Source organism: Butyrivibrio sp. XPD2006 (assembly GCF_000420865.1).
GTDB lineage: Bacteria > Bacillota > Clostridia > Lachnospirales > Lachnospiraceae > Butyrivibrio.
This window is the reverse complement of sequence record NZ_ATVT01000001.1, coordinates 164,662-180,184: the sequence shown is the minus strand read 5'-3', so window position 1 is coordinate 180,184 and position 15,523 is coordinate 164,662. Positions and strand designations below refer to the sequence as shown.

The following is a 15,523-nucleotide window of genomic DNA, read 5'->3' as shown; positions in this document are numbered from 1 at the left end:
TTCCACTAAATTATCCCATAAACCCACAAAAAAGTCCATGAAAAAATGGCCCCCCGGGACGGAGTCAAGGGACCATTTTCAGAATATTTCTTATTTTTTCTTTCTATTTTTCAACAAAAGCGCTCCTGCAACAGCCAGCACACATGCGACGCCTGCAATGATCGGCACAACTGCCTTTTTACTGCCGCCTGCCCCACCTGTACCGCCTTTAACAAGCACAACAGAAGATATGGGTTCTACAGTAACAGTACCTGAAACAGACTCAATCACTTCTGTTCCGGCCTTATCTCCCTTAACGTAAACATTCCATTTTCCATCGGGAAGTGCAACAGATGTCTCTGTCTCGTTAGGGTTAAAGGCAAGGAATATCTTCTCAGCACTTTCGCCCTCAAGTGACTTGTCTGAATTATCCATGACAAACGCCAGCACATTCTTATCAAGTCCTTCGACAGCACTGACCCTTGATGAAACCTCCTCTGCTGTTGAAAGCCTTAGAAGTGAATGCTCTTTCCTGAAAGCAATCAGCCCCTTGTAATATTCAAGGTTCTTCTGATACTTGTCATCATCAAGATTTTCCCACTTAATGCAGTTTACTTCATCACCCGAACTGTAGCTGTTTGAGTCAAAAGAGCCATCCTCTTTGACCTTGGTTCTGAGAATTTCCTCACCAGCCTGCATGAAAGGCACACCTTCAGCTGTGAGATAAAAGCTTGCTGCCAGGTTGCTCATCTTGATCCATGACTCTTCATCCAGATCTGTCCTGGATCCTGCAATCCTGTCAAATAATGTATTGTTGTCATGGCATGACGCATACTGGATTATCTGAGATGGATTCTTTGACCAGGTTTCATTTGCAAGGAAAGAATTTGTCATGGCTCTCTCTGCATTCCTTGCTCCTGAAGCCCAACCAACTTCAGAAGTGCTGAACACGCTTCCCTTCAGGCCATCACGTATATTGTCGTTGAAATATGCAAAGCCCGGTGTCTTCTCTGAAGACTGCTGTGTTGCCATAACAACATTATCCCTGGTCACATCACTGCTCATGCTCCAGCCCTCACCATAGAAAATAACATCCGGGTGAGTCTCATGTACCTTAGTAACAATTTCATTTATAGTATCCACATCAAGCAGTCCTACCAGATCAAATCTGAAACCATCGATGTGATACTCATCTGCCCAGTAGCATACTGAATCGACAATATACTTTCTGACCATACTTCTCTCTGAGGCAGTATCGTTACCGCATCCGGATCCGTTTGAATAGGTTCCGTCGGGATTTATCCTCGAGAAGTATCCTGGAACAAGACGATTTATGCAAAAATCTTTTCCGCTGTATACATGGTTGTAAACAACATCCATAACAACAGAAAGTCCGTTGTCATGAAGAGCCTTTACCATCTCTTTTGTCTCTTTTACCCTTACGTTTCCATCATGGGCATCGGTAGAATAAGATCCTTCCGGAACATTGTAATTGACAGGATCATATCCCCAGTTAAAGCGTTCTGAGGTCTCATCGTTCTCATCAACCGATCCGAAATCATAGAAAGGCAGCAGATGAATGTGAGTAACTCCAAGACTCTTAATATAATCAACTCCTGTCGGATTACCTCCTGCAGTCTTTGTTCCTGTCTCTGTGAATGCAGTATATTTACCTGCATTTGCCATATTCCCGTTCTCATCAACAGAAAAATCGCGGATATGAAGTTCATATATTACTGCATCATTTATGCTTTCTGATGCATGCGGATTCTTATCGTCTGCCCAGCCGTCGGGATCTGTTGAGTCAAGATCGATGACCATAGCTCTTTTACCGTTAACACCCGTAGTCCTTGCGTAAGGATCACAGGCTTCCACATTCAATCCGTCAAGAACTGCTGTGTATGTGTAATAGGTTCCGGCAAGATTTTTTGAAACTTCACAAACCCATGTGCCCTTCTCATCGGCATTCATTTGGGCTGTTTCAATAAGATCTTTTTTCCATGGATCACCTGTCTCGTACAGGTTTACAGATACGCTCTCAGCCGTAGGTGCCCATACACGGAACACGGTCTTGTCCGCAGATACTGTAGCGCCCAGGTCATCACCTTCATAGGTGTACTTATCTTCGAATTCCTGTGTTGAATAAACAATGGGCATATTAACAGGAAACTCCTGACCGTCAAACCCAAGACGATAGTTCCTGTTTGCATCGAGCACTTCTCCGATTGTCAGGTCATAAAAATACTGAGTATCAGAAGCTTTTTCTGAAAGCTCAGCCTTAGTCACTTCTATATCTCCGAGACGTCCGCTGACATAAAAAGTGTCAATCTGTGACTTATCAATCTCTCCTGTAAGTTCAATCGTTATTGTCTTATCTCCATCATAGACAGCATTTTTCAGCTTAGTTCCAGTCATCACATCCTCCCCGTATTCCTTGACTGCGCCTTCAACTCCCGATTCCACATAGGCGTGAACCGTTCCTGAAACCACTTCAGACAGATCAATGAACTGGTCCATATCAACGTCTTTATCCCAGTCCTGCGTTCTGACAATAAATCCAACTTTTGTTTTTCCAGCAGGAACGCTATATGTTGCCACCATCTCTCCGCCTTCATCTTCAAACGGAATTCCTGCACCTTCTCCTCCGTCAGGCCACATCCAGACGTCCCATCCATCGTACTTCTCATCATCCCTGTGATAGTGGAGCTTAAGTGTAACTCCCTCGTCTGCTCTTACAGTGATCGACAAACCGGGGTCTGCCAGCAAGGCAAAAGACATAAATACTGCCGTCAAAAGAGCTAAACCCCGCCTAAATACAACTTTTTTCACTTATCAAATCCTCCCCTTGATTTTATGGAAAACGTTTTCCTATGTATTTTACTCCCTGGGGCTATTATGCGTCAACGAAAAAAACACCCCCAACTACATCATTTGTAGTTGAGGGTGTCTCTTAAATTCCTTTAAAGAAGAACTCAAACTGATATTTTCCTTCCTTCGGAAGAAGGTATTCAGGATGTGGTCTTGATCCCCAGCTGTCATCGCCTGCGATACCCATCTGCCCCATTGACGCTCTTACGTAGGTGTAGTGAACCTGTGGAAGCTCAAACGGATGAGATGCATTCTCCATCTCGTGAGGAGAATATGGCAATGCGCTGAAGTAAAAAGGTTTTCCAAAGAACATCATTCCTCTTCCTCTCTTGTCGGTTACCTTTGCGTATCTGACATCGCACTTGTTACCGCACTCCTGAGGAACAAGGTATTTGGCTACATTGTCTTTAACTTCGTTTTTGTATATGCCAAGCTTTCCACCGCGCTTTCTGTCGGCATAAGTTTCATCAGGTCCAAGGCCGTACCATGTCAGCTGATCGTAATCAGCATTAAGCTTAAACATCATTCCAAACTCAGGTGCATCCCCAAGCTCTTTTACAAGATCCATGTCCATCGCACATCTGATGGTTCCATCGCCGAATACTTCGTAGGTTACAAAGCACTCTGACCTTGGTGTTGTTGGCAGGAAGTACTTGTATCTTATGCTGATAGAATTCGGCCCCGGTACAACTTCAGGCATCTTCATATCTGCCATAGAGTAGCCCTTTAGTGTAGAGTACATACTTGCAATCTTCCACTGAGCGTAGTCATTGGTCATGGTATAGCCGTTATCATTGTCAACCGGTGCTCTCCAGAAGTTTGGAGCAGGGCTCTTCTCTATCATCTCTTTTCCGCAGTACACATAGGAAACCAGCGCAGCTGACGGGTATGTGAAAAGAGCTGAGAAGTCATCACCGTATATTCCAAGATTACTGTTTCCAAGAACAACCTTAAGCGGCTGTGAGCACTTGTACTCGCTAAAGTACTGGCCGACAGTAGTCTGTCCGAAAGCAACCTCGTGACCCTTCTTAGCCCAGAGTGTATCTTCCTTAAGAGCAAAAGAAACAGTCAGAGTAAACTCAACGTCCTTTCCCGACATGGACTCTGCCTTCTCAAACTCATCCATTCTCTCCAGGATTTCTCCCGGCACATTAAAGCTCTTTGAAGAAAGAGGCATAAGGCTTATATCCACAGGATGCTGCGCAATCTCTTTTCCGTTTACATTTAATATGATACAGGCATCAAAGGTATCTGTATTGACGAAGAGATTCTTATTTATTACCTTAAACTTCTTGCCGCTCTTATCAAACTCTACCGATATGTTCTGGTAATTGAACTTCACCTCCTGCATCTTGGGTGAAGGAGTTCTGTCGCCGTAAGCGATTCCGTTTCCTGAGAAGTTGCCGTCATTTGGTCTGTCACCAAAATCTCCTCCGTATGCTTCAAACTCTTTTCCGTATCTATCCTTCTTTGTAATTGACTGGTCAATATAATCCCAGATAAAGCCTCCCTGATATCTTGGCTCAGTATCTGTCAGGTCAGTGTAATAGTGCATTCCTCCACAGGAATTACCCATGGCATGTGTATATTCGCAGCAGATAAACGGCTTATCCTTGTTCTTATCAAGGAACGCCTTAATATCTGCAGCATGAGGATACATCTGACTCTCCATGTCAGATGTGTCATTGTATGTTCTGTCGTGGAAGACTCCCTCGTAGTGTACAAGCCTTGTGTCATCAAGCTTTTTGAAAAGAGCCGACATCTTCCTGATCACTTTTCCGCCATGAGACTCGTTGCCGCACGACCAGATAAGAATTGAAGGATGGTTTTTATCCCTCTGATAACAGGAGTTTACTCTGTCCAAAAGAAGACCTTCCCATATCCCGTTGTCTCCCGGAACAACATATTCCTTTGGCTGAGCGCCTCTCTCAAAGGGCTCCCAGGTTCCGTGAGTCTCCATGTTGTTCTCAGCTATAAGATAAAGTCCGTACTCATCGCAAAGCTCATAAAGGGCAGAGTCATCAGGATAGTGACTTGTCCTTATGGCATTGATATTGTTCCTCTTCATGGTTGTGATATCAGTGATCAGCTCTTCTCTGCTTGGAACACGTCCGTTTTTATTGCTGAACTCATGCCTGTTGACGCCCTTAAAGACAATTCGCTTGCCATTAAGAAGCATCAGCCCGTCTTTCATCTCGAAACGCCTAAAGCCCACGTACTGTCTGATAACCTCAGATACCTTGCCCTTGGCATTTTTAACAGTAATGAGAAGTTCATATAGATTAGGCTCCTCTGCACTCCATAGCAAAGGCTTGTCTACTTTAAAGGTCCCTTCGCACTCTCCATTTGAAGAGATTGTTATTGCATCCTCAAGAATCTTCTCCCCCCTGTAGGAAAGCACAAATTCTGCAGTTCCTGTACCCTGCGTCAGGGCCTTGATCTCAAGCTTTGCACTTTTTAAGTTTGAAGCAAGCCCCGGTTTAACAGAAAGATCAGATATATGTGTACTTGGAATACTATACAAGTAAACAGATCTGAATATTCCGGAGAATCTGAAGAAATCCTGATCCTCGCACCAGCTACCGGCTGTCCACTTGAACACTCTTACGCATAGTTTATTCTGTCCTTCAACAAGGTAATCCGTCAGATCAAATTCTGCCGGATCGAAGGTGTTCTCAGAATATCCTACGTATCTGCCATTGAGCCAGAGCGCAAATCCGCTTTCAACTCCCTGGAAAGAAATGCATACTTTATCGTGAGCAAAGCCCTCCGGAAGTGAAAAGAGCTTGACATAATCCGCAACCGGATTGAACTCCTGTGGAATTTCAGGAGGAGTAAGTCTTTCCCTTCCATCCCACGGATACTGAACATTAACATACTGAGGCTTGTCGTATCCTTCCATCTGAATGTGAGCAGGAACACGGATTCTATCCCATCCTGTTGTATCAAAATCTACATCAAAAAAGCCTTCCGGAGCATTTTTTATATTCTTTGCATAATGGAAATGCCATACACCGTCAAGGCTAAATCGAAAGCTGCTCTCACCGGTTGAAAGCTCAGCCACTGACTTATATGCCACATGGTCAGAGTGTGCCGGCAACCTGTTCTGAGCAAAAATCTCAGGATTTTTTACTATCTCATAATCAAATGTTTCCATGATATTCCTCACCTTATTGTTTCATTTTCATTGATAAGCATCATCGGCTTTATATCATTGACATCCGCATCGATGATCTCGTCAGATATCTGGCATGCAAAGCAAACAGCTACAGTCCTGTAATAGGGGTGTGCGCTTAAATATCTGTCATAAAAGCCCGCGCCGTAACCAATCCTGTTAAGCTGCCTGTCAAAAACAGCCCCGGGCATGATCACAAGAGTCTTTTCAGGATCAAGTTCTTTTGCAATATCCGATGATTCGGTAATCTCAGGCTCTCTAATGCCAAAAGCCCCCTCGCTCATCTCCTCCAGAGAGTCGATCCTTACAAATTCCATCTCTGATTTTTCTACATCTGTCACTTTGGGGCAAAAGACATTTTTCCCTAGAGAAAGTGCATCCAGAATCATCTCATCAGTGATGACCTCTCCTTTTCTCGAAGCATATGCCAGAATATTATCAGCATTCTGATATTCAGGAAGTTCAACAAGCCTCTCCAGAATCTGTCTGCTCTTTTCCTGCTTCACCTCTGTAGGGATGGTCTGTCTCTTTGCTATATATATTGTTCTAAGTTCTCTCTTATCCATATCGTCCTTACCTTCAAGTCAGCAATTTTTCGGCAACCCATTCGGCACTTCTTATGCCATCCATAGCTGCTGACATTATGCCGCCCGCGTAGCCGGCCCCTTCTCCGCAGGGGAATAATCCCTCTATTCCGGTAGATTCTCCTTTATCATTTCTTGTGATGCGGACCGGGGATGAAGTCCTGCTCTCAACTCCAAGCACAAGTGCATGGTCATCGTTGTAGCCTCTTATCATCCTGCCAAAATTCTCCATACCCTCTACAAACGCCTTGTTGAGTTCATCCGGAAGAATCGTGTGTACATCGGCAAATTCATATTCTCCCTTTGTCTGTGGATTAAAACTCTCAGCATCAATGTAGTTCTTATCAGGCCCCTTTTCAGCGTTGCCACAGGCTTTCTTAAAGTCACCGTAGTACTCTGCAGGTATCCTTCCTCCGGCCAGCTTATATGCATTCTCTTCAAGCCTTCTTTGGAATTCCACACCGGAGAGCACATCGCTTCCTCCGAAATCCTGCGGGTCAACGGTTATGATAATTGCAGAGTTGGCGTTTTTACCGTCACGTCCGCTGTAGCTCATTCCGTTAACCGCAAGCCTTCCCTTCTCTGAAGATGCGTTGACCACATATCCTCCGGGACACATGCAGAAGGAATAAACGCCTCTGCCGCTTTCTGTAGTCGTAACAAGCTTATATGGAGCTGCTCCGAGTCCCTTTACATGCTCTGATCCGTACTGGCTCATGTTAATAAGGCTCTGTGGATGTTCAACTCTAAAGCCCACTGCAAACGGTTTTGGCTGCATATCAGCATTTTTGTCTTTGAGCATGTAGAATGTGTCTCTTGCACTGTGCCCGATGGCCAGAACCGCCACATCGCAATCTATCTGCTTCTTGTTTCCATCAGCCCCTTCTGCTATTACGCCTTTAAGTGAACCGTTTTCACTTAATACAAGCTCCGTTACCTTAGTTTCAAAATAGACTTCGCCGCCATAGCTCTTTATATCTTCTCTTATATTCTTAACAACACTCTTTAGTATATCCGTACCAATGTGGGGTTTGGCTTCATACTTTATCTGCTCCGGAGCACCATGATCGGTAAAGATATCAAGAGCTTCCATTCCCCTGCACTCTTTATCTTTAACCATGGTGTTGAGCTTACCGTCTGAAAATGTTCCGGCTCCGCCCTCTCCAAACTGAACATTGGTTGTCTCATCCAGCTCTCCGGTAGCCCAGAACTTATCTACAATCTCGCTCCTCTTATCCACATCCGCTCCACGCTCCAATATCAGCGGCTTAAATCCCTGTTTTGCCAGTTCATATCCGCAAAAAAGCCCTGCAGGTCCGCAGCCGATGATAATGATGCGCTTATCCGAAAGGTCTTTTTCCTTATGGACTATGCCCGGGACATGACTCCAGAAATCATATTTCTTCTCGGAAACAACAGACACGTTCTTATCCCTGCACGCCTTAACAATTTTCTCCTCAGGTTTTCCATTCACCTTAAGATCAATTGTATAAATATGGTATAACTCCGGCTTCTTCCTGGCATCCAGGGAATGCTTAACTATACTCAAAGATTCAATATTTATCTCCTGAATCTTCAGTATTCTACAAGCCTTTTTCTTAAGAAACTCAACCATAGCCTTCGTGCTATAGTCCATATTCTCATCATGTTGTATTTTTATCTGATTGATTCTTATCATATATGTACTTTCTTTGTTATTTCACAATGATGCAGCGCAGCCGGCGATACTTCCGCTGGTCCAGGCGAACTGAAGGTTATATCCGCCACATCTTCCATCAACGTCGAGAAGTTCTCCAACACAGTACACTCCGGGAGCGCCCTTGCAGGAAAAATCACTTCCTATATCTCCGAGACTGACGCCTCCTGTTGTAACCTGAGACGCCTGGTAGCCATAGCTGCTATCAATGGCAATTTTCAGATTTCTGTAGTTATCCAGAATGCAATCCGCCATGCTCACGGATATGTTTTTCATCTTCATTTTTCTGCCAAGCTTCATTCTGCCAAGAACCATATCGGTGATACCACTGTTGGCAAAACCCTGCAGGAATTCTTCCAGGCTTCTGTCATCCTTGAGGCGCAGCATATCTGATTTCAGAGCTTTAAAGTCGCTCTCGTCATAGTCCGGAAAGAAATCGATAACGGCAAAGATTGGCTTTTTGTCCTCTACAAATCTTATGACCTCTCTTGATGCCTGCATAACAGGTATTCCTGAGATTCCGTCAGAACTAAGCTGAATCTCACCGTATTCCTTCGCAATGACTTCTGTTCCCAAAATAAAAGAAACCTCTGCAGTAGCTCTCACTCCCGCGGAAGGCATGATTTCTCCGTCCGCCACTTTAAATCCAACAAGTGCCGGATAAGTGTCCTTTACAGACATTCCAATATTCTTGCATATGTAGTAGCCATCTCCTGTGGACATGGTACTCTTGGCACCGGAAAGCGCACCCATTGAAAGTATCACAGCATCAGCTTCGTACTCCGCCTTATTGGAGCTTAGCCTTACTCTTCCGCCATCAAGACATTTTACGGCTTTTACCTGCTCACCGAAATTCACAGTTACACCAAGTCGTTTTATCTCATTTTCAAGCGCATTGACAACACTCATGGCCTGTCCGGAAACCGGATAGATGTATCCGTCTTCGCTTTTGATCACAACTCCCAGAGATTTAAAGAATGATATGACATCCTCCACACCATAGGTAGAGAGCCATTCTTTCATTCTCCCTCTTGCAGAAGCGTTGTAATATTCCTCTCTCATATCAAGATTGGTCAGATTACATCTGCCGTTACCTGTCATGGAAAGCTTTTTGCCAAGACAGGAATTTTTCTCAATAATGGAGACTTTCGCACCGTTTCTTGCTGCGTAGATAGCTGCGCACATTCCGGCAGCCCCACCGCCTGCAACAATTATTTCCTTATTCAAATTCAACCCTCTTCATATCTGTCGCGCCTTATGGCAACGGAAATGCCGTAGAAAAGTTTACCAAACGGTATCTTCCCCAGCTCATGGGCCAGGACGCCCCCTGTTACAACCATGACAAGCATATATACCGCCCAAAAAAGCACAATGCAGATGATCAGTGTAAGTATATCTCCGATGACATTGATAAGCAGTTTGTTTACCAGAAATACAATAAGTCCGGCTGCTGCGGCAGACGCCACAGGAAGTATCAGACTCTTCATCCATTCGTGATGATGATGCAGAACCTTGGAAAGCATGAAATAGCAGGAAGCATCGTATACACCCACAGACAAAAGGCTTGCAAGCAGAACACCCATCACGCCCATATTAAGCGGCCATATAAACAATAACAGGCAGAGAATATGCACTGCCCATCCTATTCCAAGATTGACCAGTATGGCTACAGATTTACCCATATGATTCAAAAGCCAGGAAGACATAAGCGCATGGCATGTGCAGAGTATCATTATCCCACCGAGGCTCATCAGAGAATTGGCCAGAGCATTGCTCTTTCCGTACAGTGCAATAAGCAGAGTCTCTGCTGTTGCGAACACGAAAACCGATACCGGCACAAAAAACATATTGGAAAACCTTATAAGGCGCTTGTATCTGTCCCTTGCGCCCTCGTATTCATCTCTTTCAATCCTTGCCATTACCCTGTTCATAGGCTTAATGTAAGGTATAGTGCAAATAGTTGTAAAAAGAGCTATCGTGCAGATAACGTATCCCGCGTAAGTCCCGTAGCTTGACATAAAGTCTATATCGCCATGAACCTTTCTGGTAAAGATGCAGTAAACACAAAGATCAACAATAACTGCGAGTGCCGGTGTCGCGTACAGTGGCATAATAGGTCTTATTCCGGCCAGTACATCATTTTTATTATCGAGATATCTTGGAGCTCCGTTCTTAACAAGCTCCTGAATCTCGCTCTTTCTCAGGTGATAGCTGATAATGGTCTGAACAAATCCCACTATACTTCCAAGAAGTATTCCCGCCATAAGTCCCGTCGATCCATAAACTGCACTGAACTCATCGGCATGAAGAAGTCCGTTAACTTTAAGGCCGTAGTTATAAAGTATAGCCACAGCAATGGTACCCGATACAATGGACACAGTTGCAATAAGCAAATCTGAAAGCATAATAGGCTTGGTATATCCTATTCCCTGGAGGTATCCCCTTAGTACACCCTGAATCCCCAGGAATATTACGGATGCTCCCGCCAGCATGAGCTGGATAAATCCTCTGTCAGAATCAAGTACTGCTTTGCAAAGCGTGTAGCTGAGTGCGATCAAAAGACCTCCCGTCACCAGCGAGCATATACTGAATATCCTCATTGACCTCTGCATATTGGTCTCAGCATTGTGAAACTGCGATCTTCTTGCACGAAGCCTTACCATTATATAAACCGCCTTTTGTACCGCCAGTACAAAACAACAGTAAAATATTCCGTAGATAAAAAACGGGCCGACTGCAAAGAAAGCTCCTTTATCGCCACATATTCTGATTGCCACAATCCAATAGACCATCATTACCATTACTGCAAGGTAAACGGTGGCTGTCAGGATGTGAGGCCTTATTCTCTTCTCTTCTGAATAGGTCTTCATATTTTATTTCCCCGTACAGGTATCAGTCTCTGGTTATACCAAGTTCTCCCAGAACATCCTCCTGCTTTTTTTCCATAACCTTTGCCTCTTCCTCTTCCATGTGATCATAGCCGCACAGGTGAAGCATACTGTGTGCTACCAGAAAGGCAAACTCCCTTTTTATGCTGTGACCGTAGTCCTCAGCCTGAGAACGTACTCTGTCCTCGTTTATTACAATATCTCCAAACATGATTCTGCCGGTGTCAGGGTCAAGAAGATCCACCAGCTGTTCCCCTAAAAGCACTGAGAAATCCCCAGCTCTCTCATAGCTTACATTCGGGAAAGACAGTACATCAGTCGGTGCATCGATTCCTCTGAACTCCTTGTTAAGCTCATGGATACCCTCACTGTCTGTTATTGTAAGGCCCACTTCCAGATCGGCAGCGCATCCTTCCATCTCAAGAACAGTATCGGCAACACTGTTTGCAAGCTCCTCTATATCAAAACCAAAATCAGCATGGACTTCATTCTCAACGTAAAAAGTCATAGTATAATTTCTCTTTCTTGAGCAGGGCTCTCATCTTATCAAAATCCCTGAAAGTAACGGCATAGTCCTTCAGATCACCATCACTGACCTTCTTATCCAGGATGCTGTCTATCAGTTTATCATAATCTATTTTAGCATCTTTATTCTGTTTTATCAGATACATAATGGATGCAATTACCGTCTCACTGAGTTGTACCGCCAGAGCTTCTCTTGACTTGATGGCACCTTTCTCAGGTTCGATATACTCATGAAGGAACTCTATCGCCTCCACAGGGAAATCATTCTCAATATAAAAATGTTCTACATCAGGCCACTTAAGGCTTCCATCCAAAAGACCTATTCTGTGGTAATAAGCACAAGCCTTTACCGCCCTTGCATTAAATCCAAGTCCGAGAGCAATCCTCTCCGCAAGATATCCGGTATGAATCGCCCTGAAATACTCGTCCTTGTCTTTCTCCTTGAGAGTAACAAGAAGCGGATACTCAACATCGTTGATCTCCATGTACATATCATTGGATTTCCTGATGACATAAACACCGAACATGTTGAGGAAGATCAGAAGAATGATCAGATTCAACATCAGATTCAGTATGGGAAGTATCAAAAGGTTGATGGAAAAAGTCCTATTCTGGAACAGAACATAAAAAGCTATCAGCAGCACCGCCTGCATCAGCATTGAAATAAAGACCGGAAGTGCTATCTGCGTATTCTCTCCAAGGTCTTTAAACAGCGCCAGAGCTACAGTTCCGGCAAGAACATACATGAACAGCTCATCGATGCCCCCGCTCTCCTCCAGCATTACAGAGAGAGTTACAAAGAATACTCCTGACAGCATACCTATCTCTGTGTTTGAGAACAGCGCCATCACAACGATAAGCGACATATACGGCCAAAATGCGCTGGGAACCAGGGAAAAGAAACATGACAAAACCACCATGATCATGTAAACAACAAAATACCTGTTTCTCTTATAGAAGTTGTCGTAGGAGAACCCTTCCTTACCTCTTCCTGCTGCATCCATCAGCATGAAGATAATGGTTCCTGCACCGATCAAAGAAACAATGGTATTTCGCAGTATTGCTTCATGGCTTTTTCCCAATATAAATGATATGCCAAACACGAACGCTCCCGTAAACAGGAACATAATGGCATACAGAATCTTTATCCTGTTAAGTGACCCCTTCTCACTTTCCATTTAGCGAACTTCTCTCCAACTTCTGAACTCTTTTCCTGGTCTGCTTATTTGCAGTCTTTTTCTCATAGTCCTCATATGCCTTAACAATCTTCTGAACAAGTGGATGTCTGACTACATCGGCACTTGTAAGATTACAGAAGGCTATGTCGTCAATGCCCTTTAGTACTGAAGTTGCAACATCAAGTCCCGACTTTGTTCCGGGTGCTAAATCTTTCTGGGATGCATCACCCGTTATTATCACCTTGGAACCAAAACCTATTCTGGTCAGGAACATCTTCATCTGAGCCGGCGTTGTATTCTGAGCCTCATCCAGAATGATAAAAGCGTTGTCAAGAGTTCTTCCTCTCATATACGCCAGCGGAGCAACCTCAATAAGTCCCTTCTCCATATTCTTGATGAAGTTCTCGGTACCCATAATCTGATAAAGAGCATCGTACAGAGGTCTTAAATACGGATCAACCTTACTCTGGAGGTCTCCGGGCAAAAATCCAAGCTTCTCTCCGGCCTCAATGGCAGGTCTTGTAAGTATGATACGGCTTACCTCATCCCTCTGAAAAGCTGTGATAGCCATAGCCATAGCAAGGTAGGTCTTACCTGTTCCGGCAGGGCCAAGGCCAAATACGATCATCTTATTTCTTATGGCATCAATATATCTCTTTTGTCCAAGAGTTTTGGGTTTAATAGGCTTACCGGAAACCGTATGACAGATAACGTCCATATCAATTCCTGCAAGGACGTTGTCTTTTTCCTTGACCTCTTTCTCTATTGTATCATCATTCTTAAGCGAAATGGCGTATTCTACACTCTGCTCTTCAACAAGAGAGCCTCTCCTTGAGAGAGTCACAAGCTCTCTTATGATCTGAGATGCCCTGTTTGCACCTTCCTTATCTCCTATTATGTGAAGCTGTCCGTTTCTGTCTATAATTTCTACAGAAAGGCTCTTTTCTATCTTTCTGATATAACTGTCGTTACCGCCAAAGATATTTCTCTCATCCTCAGCTGTAAGCTGCAGTGTCAGTTCTGTGATCTCACTCATACATATCCCCAAATCCGTTATTTGTGATAGGGCTCATTGTTTATTATCCTGTAGCCCCTGTAAATCTGTTCCAGCAGTATAACTCTCATCATCTGATGTGGGAAAGTCATATCCGAAAAGCTTATCCCCTGGTCTGACCTTTTTAGAACACTCTCATGAAGCCCCAAAGATCCTCCGATAACAAACTGAATATGGCTGACTCCCGAAAGAGCTTTTTTATCAAGAAAATCAGCGAATCCTTCAGATGAAAAGCGCTTGCCGGCTATCTCCAGAGTACATACAAACGCATGGTCATCGACATTCTTAAGGATTCTCTCTGCCTCTTTTTTCTTGATCTGATCACAGACAGCCGGCGGTGCATCATCCGGTGTCTTCTCATCCTGAACCTCAATTATATCGAGCTTACAGTATCTGCTAAGCCTTTTGGAATATTCTGCAATAGCATCGTTCCAGTACTTCTCTTTAATTTTGCCGACAACAATAAGAGTTATCTTAATCACTAATACTCCTTATTTACGTACACTTCCGCCGGTTATGATTCCTGTTACGCCATTCCCCTTGGCGCCTTCTTCTGTCATGTAAATATGACGCTCATTGTCCTCTCGAAGGCTAAGTACCGGAATCTTACCCTTGGAATCAACAGCTGCGTATAATACCTGCTCCCAGGTACCAGCATTGCATTTGCCATCCCATTCGGTAGTATCGCCGTTTTTATCGACGATGATTATGTACATATCACCATTATAGTTGCCATCCTTAAAACCGCCAATGGCATTCTGCAAATAGATATCCTTATCATTCATATTCTCAGAAACATAGTCATAGTGCTCCTGGCCCTGACCATTTGGAAGGTCTGATGCCCACTCACCGGAATACATATGCTCTTTTACTACATACTGACTGTAATTCGGATAAAAAGAGATCCATGTTCCCTGTCCGCTTCTGACACCCTCCGACCAGTCTCCGAAGTAGTACTGGTTATTGGCATATATGGCAAGTCCCTTACCGTTTGGAAAGCCGTCTCCTGTAGTATCTCCGTAGTAAAAGAAATCATTACTGCCCTGTAAACTGTATGACATTACTTCAAATCTTTCAAGATGCGCAAGATCTCTTACTGCCTCTGTGTTTCCCTCTGCCCAGTATGTATACATCTCCTTCATCTGGCTCTTGGCATCGTATTTGACTCCCTTATAAACATCCTTTAAAACAGCAGTATTTGTTGCATAAAAGCTGTTTCCAGAAACTGAATTCTCAGCTGTGTCCTTGTATTCTGAAGTGGCCGGCTGTGAGGCTGCTGTTGTAGAGCTGTCTGAAGCTGCCTCTTCTGTACTCGCTGTAGAAGCAGCATCTGCTGCGACTGTTCCCACCGATGCATCTGATGACGCCTGGCTGTTTGCATAATCCGTGATGCTTGCATTCATCTTCGCTTCATCACCCTTGTTTTTTCCTGAAAGAGCAAGGAAAAGAATAAGAATAAGCAGTATTACCGACGCGATACCTGCGGTAATCGCAATCTTTATTTTTTCTTCTTTGTTCATGATATAATCTCCGTTTCACTAACTTTGTTATTATACCATGGTATCAGGTAATTCTT

11 protein-coding genes are annotated in these 15,523 nt (G+C 44.0%); all 11 read right to left on the bottom strand.

The features are described 5' to 3' along the window. Window positions 1-90: 90 nt before the first annotated feature. The 11 genes from pulA to G590_RS0100800 all read right to left on the bottom strand — a co-directional run bounded on the left by pulA (window position 91) and on the right by G590_RS0100800 (window position 15,467). Window positions 91-2,808 (bottom strand): type I pullulanase, encoded by a 2,718-nt coding sequence (gene pulA, locus G590_RS0100850; RefSeq protein WP_022763775.1) that lies wholly within the window; start codon window positions 2,806-2,808, stop codon window positions 91-93. A gap of 121 nt (window positions 2,809-2,929) precedes the next feature. After that, window positions 2,930-6,004, bottom strand: coding sequence for a glycoside hydrolase family 2 TIM barrel-domain containing protein (locus G590_RS0100845; protein ID WP_022763774.1), 3,075 nt, complete (start codon window positions 6,002-6,004; stop codon window positions 2,930-2,932). Window positions 6,005-6,012: 8 nt separating this feature from the next. Then, on the bottom strand, window positions 6,013-6,588 hold the full coding sequence (locus tag G590_RS0100840) for a 5-formyltetrahydrofolate cyclo-ligase (RefSeq protein ID WP_022763773.1): 576 nt from the start codon (window positions 6,586-6,588) through the stop codon (window positions 6,013-6,015). Between the two features lie 13 nt (window positions 6,589-6,601). Beyond that, window positions 6,602-8,284 (bottom strand): NAD(P)/FAD-dependent oxidoreductase, encoded by a 1,683-nt coding sequence (locus G590_RS0100835; RefSeq protein ID WP_022763772.1) that lies wholly within the window; start codon window positions 8,282-8,284, stop codon window positions 6,602-6,604. A gap of 21 nt (window positions 8,285-8,305) precedes the next feature. Continuing rightward, window positions 8,306-9,529, bottom strand: coding sequence for an aminoacetone oxidase family FAD-binding enzyme (locus G590_RS0100830; protein ID WP_022763771.1), 1,224 nt, complete (start codon window positions 9,527-9,529; stop codon window positions 8,306-8,308). 2 nt (window positions 9,530-9,531) lie between these two features. Next, on the bottom strand, window positions 9,532-11,172 hold the full coding sequence (locus tag G590_RS0100825) for a polysaccharide biosynthesis C-terminal domain-containing protein (RefSeq protein ID WP_022763770.1): 1,641 nt from the start codon (window positions 11,170-11,172) through the stop codon (window positions 9,532-9,534). Between the two features lie 22 nt (window positions 11,173-11,194). Then, window positions 11,195-11,698 (bottom strand): rRNA maturation RNase YbeY, encoded by a 504-nt coding sequence (gene ybeY, locus G590_RS0100820; protein ID WP_022763769.1) that lies wholly within the window; start codon window positions 11,696-11,698, stop codon window positions 11,195-11,197. Next, window positions 11,682-12,893: a hypothetical protein gene (locus G590_RS0100815; RefSeq protein WP_022763768.1), complete on the bottom strand. Its 1,212-nt coding sequence runs from the start codon at window positions 12,891-12,893 to the stop codon at window positions 11,682-11,684. The genes ybeY and G590_RS0100815 overlap by 17 nt, the downstream gene beginning before the upstream one ends. Continuing rightward, complete coding sequence (locus G590_RS0100810) at window positions 12,883-13,929, bottom strand: PhoH family protein (protein WP_022763767.1); 1,047 nt, start codon at window positions 13,927-13,929, stop codon at window positions 12,883-12,885. The genes G590_RS0100815 and G590_RS0100810 overlap by 11 nt, the downstream gene beginning before the upstream one ends. Before the next feature lie 17 nt (window positions 13,930-13,946). Then, on the bottom strand, window positions 13,947-14,426 hold the full coding sequence (gene rlmH / locus G590_RS0100805; RefSeq protein ID WP_026493824.1) for a 23S rRNA (pseudouridine(1915)-N(3))-methyltransferase RlmH: 480 nt from the start codon (window positions 14,424-14,426) through the stop codon (window positions 13,947-13,949). A 12-nt stretch (window positions 14,427-14,438) separates the two neighbouring features. Then, window positions 14,439-15,467, bottom strand: coding sequence for a hypothetical protein (locus tag G590_RS0100800; protein WP_022763765.1), 1,029 nt, complete (start codon window positions 15,465-15,467; stop codon window positions 14,439-14,441). Window positions 15,468-15,523: the final 56 nt, after the last annotated feature.

Bases quoted from the DNA above. Each gene is read 5' to 3' on its own strand.
- G590_RS0100845 (WP_022763774.1), bottom strand. From the start codon at position 6,004: ATGGAAACATTTGATTATGAGATAGTAAAAAATCCTGAGATTTTTGCT.
- G590_RS0100840 (WP_022763773.1), bottom strand. From the start codon at position 6,588: ATGGATAAGAGAGAACTTAGAACAATATATATAGCAAAGAGACAGACC.
- G590_RS0100835 (WP_022763772.1), bottom strand. From the start codon at position 8,284: ATGATAAGAATCAATCAGATAAAAATACAACATGATGAGAATATGGAC.
- G590_RS0100825 (WP_022763770.1), bottom strand. From the start codon at position 11,172: ATGAAGACCTATTCAGAAGAGAAGAGAATAAGGCCTCACATCCTGACA.
- ybeY (WP_022763769.1), bottom strand. From the start codon at position 11,698: ATGACTTTTTACGTTGAGAATGAAGTCCATGCTGATTTTGGTTTTGAT.
- G590_RS0100815 (WP_022763768.1), bottom strand. From the start codon at position 12,893: ATGGAAAGTGAGAAGGGGTCACTTAACAGGATAAAGATTCTGTATGCC.
- G590_RS0100810 (WP_022763767.1), bottom strand. From the start codon at position 13,929: ATGAGTGAGATCACAGAACTGACACTGCAGCTTACAGCTGAGGATGAG.
- G590_RS0100800 (WP_022763765.1), bottom strand. From the start codon at position 15,467: ATGAACAAAGAAGAAAAAATAAAGATTGCGATTACCGCAGGTATCGCG.